The sequence below is a fragment of the Desulforegula conservatrix Mb1Pa genome (genome assembly GCF_000426225.1).
In the GTDB taxonomy this organism is placed as follows: domain Bacteria; phylum Desulfobacterota; class Desulfobacteria; order Desulfobacterales; family Desulforegulaceae; genus Desulforegula; species Desulforegula conservatrix.
In genome coordinates, this window is the sequence record NZ_AUEY01000112.1 from 1 (window position 1) to 7,980 (window position 7,980).

The window sequence follows — 7,980 nt, forward strand, 5'->3', positions numbered from 1 at the left end:
ATTATACTCCGCTTGAAAGCTCTAAATCTGAGGAAACGAATAAATATCTTCAGTGGGCGCGTGAGGCTCTTGAGGGTAAAGCTTCTTGAGTCTTCATGGTTATCTTCTTCTTTTTGGGAAGCTGATGATTCCCGACCCTATCTTTTAGGATCACCGAACATCTGAAGGTAACAATCTTTCTTTCTGCAATAAGCATACTTTCGCCTGTTGCCGGATTTCTTCCTGCCCTGGCTCCCTTCTCATTCACGCAAAACCTACCGAACCCTGAAACCATAACATCTTCGCCAGCCGCAAGAGTACGTTTGATGATTTCAATAAGGGCATCGGTTACCAGGATAGATTTTTCTTTTGTAAATCCTGCCTTTGCAATGTTTTCAATCATATCAGTCTTGGTAAGTGCCAAACTATCCTCCCCTTAAAATTTTAGAAAGGGTCTTCCTTAATCTGATTTTGATGTTTTGTACAGAGCGCATTTCTTAACAATTATTTATGCTTTTTGTTAAGAAAAGTAATTCTTATTGCTTTTCCCAAAAAAGTTTGTATGTTTTTATTCCAAAACGGCTTTCCATGATAACAGCAAAAAAAATGTAATAAGTGGGTAGTCTGTTATTGTCCCACCTTTCATTTCTGATAGCAAACACAATAAGAAACCACTGATAATATTGCAGAATATATTGAAATTGTTATATTTTAGCTAATCAAGAGTCCATCGCTGTGGGAGAAACGCTCCATGGGGCACTAACCGACTACCCCCATAGATAAATATAACAGTTTCGTTACGTCAAAATCTTGATCAGAGGAGGTAAACTTGGATTTACAGCATGTTATTGTTCATAAACTTATCAAGTTGAGTGGCGTAACAGGTGCGGAAAATGTTACGATCAAAAAAAAGAATACTGAATTTGATGTTAATAATGAAAAAGTCATTTCTCTAACAAAACAGATTAAAGAAACCTACACTAATAAAAGCGGTTTGGGTTATGGAGACTTTGAAAAAGGCGTAGGGATGTTCGAACAGAAATTGTCCCAATTTCACAAGGCCCAAATAGATTTTATCAATTTTACACTGGAGGCAATGACTCAATTAAAAAATGCCATTAAAAATAAGTCGCTTGCAACAGGTGGGTACCTTTTATTTTTTATTTACAAAGAGGATGGGGCCTCTTTTTTGATAATAGCAATGCTTAAGAATAAAGGGCAGTTTGATTTTGATGATGACCTCAATCTAAAAGATGTACAGACAATTGATCTTAATCATCTACATATTGCAGCTCGGTTTAATTTCAATAAATGGGTCGGTAATGGAGAGCATTATATTTCTTTTGTGAAAGGTATATCCAAAGATGTCACGGATTATTTCAAATCTTTCATAGGAATTGATGATGCGAATTATACAGATTCAAAAGAAAACACCGGGGATCTATATACCGCCACCACGGACTATTGTGAAAAACGTTCATACACAATGGAAACCGAAAATTCCATAAGGCAGAGACTATACGACTTAGCTACAGAAAAACATAAGTCGGGACAGCCGATCACGATTCAAGAAATTGCAAATATTATCGACCCTGAAGATCCTGAACGATTTGTGGCTTACGCGAATTCCGATGAATGCAATTTGCCTGGCGAAATACATATCGATAAAAAAGAAGCCCGCAAGCTTGTAAATATCAGCGGTGGTGATAACTTGGTACATGTAAGATTTTCAACGGAGGCTTTGGACAAAAACAGGGTCACCTTTGATATTGAGAATGATTATATAATGATCAATGGAATTCCTGATGATATCAAGAAGCACTTAAGGATGTACGAAAAGAAAGAGGATTAACAGAATATGCCTGACCCGATAAAAAATATCCAAGATTTGGTTTCTTTTATCTCTGAGTTAAATAAAAAGGCTTTTAAGGGCCGCTTATTAACCTCAGAAATGCAATTGAGTCAGGCTCTTTATGACAATCTATTAAACCTTGAAAACAAAGGTTTTATTAAAGAACTCAAATTCGATAAAAAAAGCGTTGGCGGCACCGCTTCTCTTAAAAGACAATTAGAGCGAGAGCGGCAAGGAACTGTGCAAATAGTACTGGAACTTCCTCGATCCAAAAACCTCTTCTATACCAATGATCTTGATGATTTAATCTCATACCAAAGTTTTGCATGGGAAAAACCTGAAATTCTGATACTGGATGCGCTCTCATATAATGGTGTGAGTGATCCCATACCTCCAGACGTTGTAAGAGCCTATTATTTAGTGATTAATTTAATCGCTCTCTTATCAAAGCCGGAAGCTGGTAACCATTCCAATAGAAACAGTGATGGTCTGGATCTTTATATCCTTGGACCAAATAAAAAACTGCAGCTTGATATAAAATATTCTGCATCAGATTTGAATTTTATAGCCTTAGACAAAGCGATGTCAACTTTCAATAGCATCTTGAATGAAAAGGCTTATACAGAAACGAAATATACCTTGCTAAGAAGCTGTCTCATTGATTTTTTGATGCCTGTCCCACAAGCAGACCGTTTTAGTTATCTCATAAAGCATATTACCGAAGCTGCCACACAGTTCCGGCAGAACTTCGAATTATTCTTAAGTGAATTCAAATTTGAAAATGAACGGGAAAAAATAGAAACGGTCAAAAGGGAATATATTTTGGGAATAAATAAAGTTTTTGATGATATCCAAAATAAGATCCTTGCGATTCCAGCCTCCTTGATCCTTATCGGGGGGCAGATGAATTTTGCTCCCCAATCAGATACCAAAACCTTGGTCTCGAATTGGGTAATCATCATCGGAAGCTTTATTTTCAGTTTAATTATGGTATTAATGATCAGAAACCAAAAGAATACATTGGAAACGATCAAGAAGGACTACACCATTCGGGAAAAAAGAATTAAGTATCAGCTAAGTAATAGCCAGCTATACGAAGATTTGAATAATGCTTTCAGTGATATCGAAACTCGATATAGGAAACAAAAAAAGCGATTATATCTTATAGATGGAATGGTTGCCTGCGGTCAATTGTTAACAATATGGCTGTTTTCTAATACAACTGCATGTTCCTATCTCATAGAAACAATCACAAAAAAAATGATTATTTTCTAACCTTGATATGTGTCAGATGGTATCCTCAGAACTCTGGAATCCCTGTCACTGTTGCTGATAAGATATGTAAAAAATAACTGTAAATTTCATAAGTGGTAAGAGAAAATAGGCCCGGCAGCCCCGCAAGGCTTTGCCTTAGAAACACTTGAGCCGTAGACGAGATACTATCGCTTACGGTTCTGAGGGGGCTGTAAAGCCTCTGACCTACCCGATCCAAGAGACTGGACGTTTGCGATGCGAACTCCAGTGCCGCATAGTGCTTTAGGCTGGCGAAGTGATCATGATACTATGAGAAGAAGATATCGGCATGGCGAGTAGAAGCATCTTCGACCCCTTCACGGGTCAACTCGAGGATTTCGTTCGCGATAATCAGGCAGAAATTGAGGCCGTCGAGATTGAGATTGGGTCTGTGGTCTACGAACCGCTGGTGAAGTTAGCCGGTGAGAGTCTGGGACAAGCACGCTCGATTCACTGTGTCGACGAGTGTTTCAAGAGGGCAGAAGCCACATTCTCAGATATAGCGTCTCGTCTTGGACTTGACTCTTGGTTTAGCTTGCTTCGCCGCTTTCCGAGGCAAGCTGGGTTTTCTGAAGGTTGGGAGCATTACGCAACTATAGGGCTAGTACGCTACGCAGCGAGTGATCGTGATACGACCGTGAGCAAGGTGACAGGCGAACAAGAATACAGCGTCACTCTTGCGTACACAGAGGACGACCTTCTGGACGCATTCCGGCTAGCCTTCTTGGCTAAGACACTTACCCAGATCGCTGGGACAAGGCGCTGGATTGGGAAAGGTGCACACCTCCAACCTGCTGTCAGCAAGCCACTGCATCTCGAGATTCCTGACGAGGTAGAGGAGTCCGTGAAGGAGTATGAGCATCGTCGTCCCCAATTGTGCCTGCTCCAAGACGAGGGACTACTCATCTACCAGCCCAAAACTAAAGTTGACTTACCCCTGGTCGTCCTAAGAAAGCTGCCAGCCAACTATCTCTACGTCCCCGGGCGGGATATCAGTCTCTTGTGCCACTACTTCCCGTTTGTGATCGATTCCGCGCCAATCCAGAAGCAACTCCGCGCCTACGAGGATGCGATCGAAGACCTTTTCTCCCTGACCTCAGATGACATTATTCACTTCTTCTCAGCCGTAGCCACTCAGATACTGCGTAGCCTTCCGACAATAGACGACGTCGGGGACAAATTGATCATTCTGGCCGCAGATGACGGGTCTGCCGACTACAACCACAGGCTTGGCTTCCTCTTTAGACTCTGTCATTTGGGCTCCCTCCGTTTCCCGCGCGAGGCGCTCGTAAGACGACTCGCGGAAGTACGTTCGCCGTGGGCCACCGACGCAACGTCCGCAACTGAGGCCATCGAACGCTTCCTTGCAGCCTTCCTTGTTTGTAGTGACGAAGATAGGAATGATATTGATCTTGCGACTCTTCGCCCGTTCCCGTTCGTTTACTCATCGGCAAGCGGAGAGGTATACGTTGACCTGATTGGGTCACTCGATTTCTTTGCCTGGATCATCGAACGGGCAAAGGAATGGTACTCGACCCAGCACGGCGACCACTTCACGCTTGCGCTTAAGAAATGGATTGAATCGAAGACAGCCGCTAAGGTCGTGGGTTGGAAAATGGTCGTACGGAACTCAACCGGAAAAGACTGTGAGGTCGACCTACTTGTCTTACACTCCAAAACACTTTTTGCCATCGAGTGCAAGGCATTTGCCAAATCCAGAGCGTTCTTCTGCGGTGACCCAGAGGCTGTTAGGCAAAGATCGGGTCGTGTCAAGCTATCAACGGACCAGGCACAGGTTGCGGCCAGCGCCGTCCGAGATGCTGTTGCTCGCAGAGATTCATCCATTCCGGCGGCGGCCAATGTCGAATGGCTCGTTTGCACTCCAACCCAAGAGTATCTTCGACCGCCAGCACGTTACGGGTTCGTGATCGGGAATGTTCCGCGCGTTTGTACGCCAGAGGAACTGCTTGTTGTCCTCGCCGAGAGAACCGAATCCTCGCAAGGGAACTCTCAGGTTGGGGCCGGATGAGTTGACGTTTTGAAGTGAGATAAGCGTTTAATAGGAAAGGGATTAACCAAGTCATGTCACGGACGGCTAATCGCCCCGTTAGCCTCCCTGTGGGAATTCCGGTTTCTGGTTTTCTGCGTTTTTTGGCTGGGTGTTTAGAGTTTTTTGAATTTTTCGCCTAATCCAGAGTGGTTAAATTTTATGACTTTTTCTGGTCAGCGGCTCAGGGTTTGGTTCTGGTCTTTTTCATGGAATTTCATTATCAAAAGCAGCGGCAAATTTTCTCCAGTAATTGCAAAAGCAACTTGGTAACTCATTTTTTTTTGATGTTTTCTTGTTTTTATTTTTTGGTTGGGTAAAGTCTTTTTTTTGCAGTCGTTGCCCTATTGTGCTTTTAAATCAGGCGTTGTTTTTTTGTGGTTCTTATTTCTGCATCAGCGCCTTTTGTTGTTAACAAGTCGCTCAAGCCGACACGCACCGGTTTCACCAGTAAAGCAGAGGCGGCGCGGCATAGCTCACCTTTAGGTGCTAAAGACCCAGACATATGGATGATCTTGAATTCACAATCGATAAGTTAAGATCTGGCGAAATATTCTTTTTTGCTGGTTCCGGTATTAGTTATGCTTCTAATCTGCCAAGCGCATATGTAATTCTAAAGCATACAGTTAATGCATTCCTGCCAGCTAGCATACCAATGAAGGAAAAAGAGAATATATGCAGCAGAATACAGCCGGAAGTGTTTTATGAATCAGTTATTGGTATGACACAGACATATGAATCCTTGCATATCTGGCAATCCTTGCATAAAGGGATGCAAAATAGACATCATATCCGTTGCGAGCCAAGTCTTTCTCATTTGTTTATTGCCGAGTACTCTATCAATAATCATTTGCCAATTATCACAACTAATTTTGATTCTATGTTTGAGCAAGCATGTGAATTGCTGGGAATAAATTACAAACTGTTATTACCAACAGACGATCCTTATACTATTGATTCGAATTCGTTATGTATATGCAAAATACATGGAAGCATACAAGATAATCAAGACATGTATTCGCCTCAGTCGCTATGGACCACAATGACTCAGATAACAACGGTAAACACAAAATGGATTGAGTATATATGCAACGTCATGAACAATAAACATCTATGCTTTGTCGGTTACAGTGGACGAGACATTGATTTGTTTCCATATTTATCCGAGGCTCCTAATAAAATAGGTGCAAAGAGAATTGTCTGGGTCAATAGGTTTGATGGTGATCATTCAGACAATGCTTCAAAGGCGTGCAATGCGATAAGAGTGCACAAATGGCCAAGTGAATTATTTGAATCCTCGCTTGATTTAGTTGATGTATCGAAACACCCCAAAAAATACACAGCTTCAAACCAAGATAGTAATCTCAAAAAGTTACTTGATCATCTGGAAAATGAACTGGTAAAGATGGATTTGCTGTCTGATCCTGAAAAGGAGTTGTTGTATTGCGTGTTGTTGGCGAAGATTGGCAATTACCGTAAAGCACATAAGTATGCTATAGATATTGAAAAAAACAAACTATCCAACTTAACTCGACATTTAAACAAGTATCTTCTGTTGTTAACCTGCGCCAGATTGAGTCACGAAATATCAAGATATGAAAGTTGTCGAGCGTATGCGTTTAAAGTATTGCAGATTCTTAGTGATCGATCTAAATATGACGTAAATGTGGAGCTTCAGGCTCGCTGTTTGCTCAGCGAGGCGCTTCGAATGGGAATTCCAAACGATATATATTTTATTCAGCCAAAGAGGCTGGGTGATTATATGTATGTATTTTATGTTGCCGGATACTTCAATTATGTAGCCGTTATCAATAATATTAAAATGCGCCTTCACGGCTTGAAATATATTGAGCTTCGTCCAGAAACTCAACATGAGTTAATTGAGCACCGTATAAGATATTATGCATTAATTCAATCAGCAATTGGATCGCCTCAGCGCGGATGGAATAGGTATGCAAAACAATTTCTTATTCGCAGGTGGGATGATATTAAAGAAATGAGTCATCGTGTTGGTTATTCAGCAGGTATTGCGAATGCTGGGAAATTCAAATACCGCCTCATTCCATCCGAAAAAACAAGGAATGAGTCAGCCAACATTTATAACCTTACGACATCGGCCACGGGATCTGAGTTGATAGTAAGAAATGAAGCTGACCAATTATTGCGCGATAAAGAATTTGATAAATGCCGTATAAAGTTCATTGAATACTCAGATATGGCAAAAAAAAGCGGAAACGTTCTAAATGAGATAAAGGGCTTCATTGGGTATGCGTATTCTAATTATATGGAGGGAAACTTACCTTTGTTGCCAGAACCGTTAAAGAATCGGTATAACAGACTTGTTAATTTGGTTGAAGCAAGGCGATGGAAAGAGCACTTTATGTATATTGATCGGGCGGTATTAAACAGCACAAGAAACACATAACGAATAGGGACAGACAGTGTGAGCCTAATTTTCTTCATTGTCCAGATAAGCCTATATCCTTTCCCCCTCCTTGCCCATTTTTTTGTATTATTTTATTATCCTTCTCATGACTGAAAACCGTAAAATAATGACAGTTTCGTTATCGCATAATCTCAGGGCAAAGGCTTATGCCGCATACGACGGAAATCTGCTTGTTGTGACTCACGTATCTCCTATTACTGGTCTTTTCGCTCTATGGGAAAAACCTTTGATGGCAGAAATCAGTGAAAAGATAAAAAAGGGATACACCGTGCTTGTGGATGAGCCCATGGACAGGATATCCCGTGCCGCTACCAGGATTGACCTGAATGCCACGGTCGATGGTAGGTCTAATTTCTTCAGGGT

6 protein-coding genes are annotated in these 7,980 nt (G+C 41.5%); 5 read left to right on the top strand and 1 reads right to left on the bottom strand.

Annotated elements, in window-relative coordinates; all coding sequences use genetic code 11:
* Positions 1–49: 49 nt before the first annotated feature.
* The gene (locus tag K245_RS25630; RefSeq protein ID WP_084156453.1) at positions 50–403 is read right to left on the bottom strand and encodes an integration host factor subunit alpha; all 354 of its coding nucleotides are present in this window, start codon (positions 401–403) and stop codon (positions 50–52) included.
* A gap of 405 nt (positions 404–808) precedes the next feature.
* On the opposite strand from K245_RS25630, the gene K245_RS0119970 reads away from it, so the two are divergent.
* The 5 genes from K245_RS0119970 to K245_RS0119990 all read left to right on the top strand — a co-directional run.
* Positions 809–1,831 (top strand): nucleoid-associated protein, encoded by a 1,023-nt coding sequence (locus K245_RS0119970; RefSeq protein WP_027360608.1) that lies wholly within the window; start codon positions 809–811, stop codon positions 1,829–1,831.
* Between the two features lie 6 nt (positions 1,832–1,837).
* Positions 1,838–3,106 carry a hypothetical protein gene (locus tag K245_RS0119975; protein WP_027360609.1) on the top strand — a complete coding sequence of 423 codons (1,269 nt, stop codon included), beginning with the start codon at positions 1,838–1,840 and terminating at the stop codon, positions 3,104–3,106.
* Positions 3,107–3,413: 307 nt separating this feature from the next.
* A complete protein-coding gene (locus K245_RS0119980) occupies positions 3,414–5,153 on the top strand; it encodes a hypothetical protein (protein ID WP_027360610.1) in 1,740 nt (579 codons plus the stop codon).
* 523 nt (positions 5,154–5,676) lie between these two features.
* Positions 5,677–7,596 carry an SIR2 family protein gene (locus K245_RS0119985; RefSeq protein ID WP_027360611.1) on the top strand — a complete coding sequence of 640 codons (1,920 nt, stop codon included), beginning with the start codon at positions 5,677–5,679 and terminating at the stop codon, positions 7,594–7,596.
* A gap of 127 nt (positions 7,597–7,723) precedes the next feature.
* On the top strand, positions 7,724–7,980 hold a 257-nt coding region (locus K245_RS0119990; RefSeq protein WP_035277770.1), incomplete at its 3' end, for a hypothetical protein.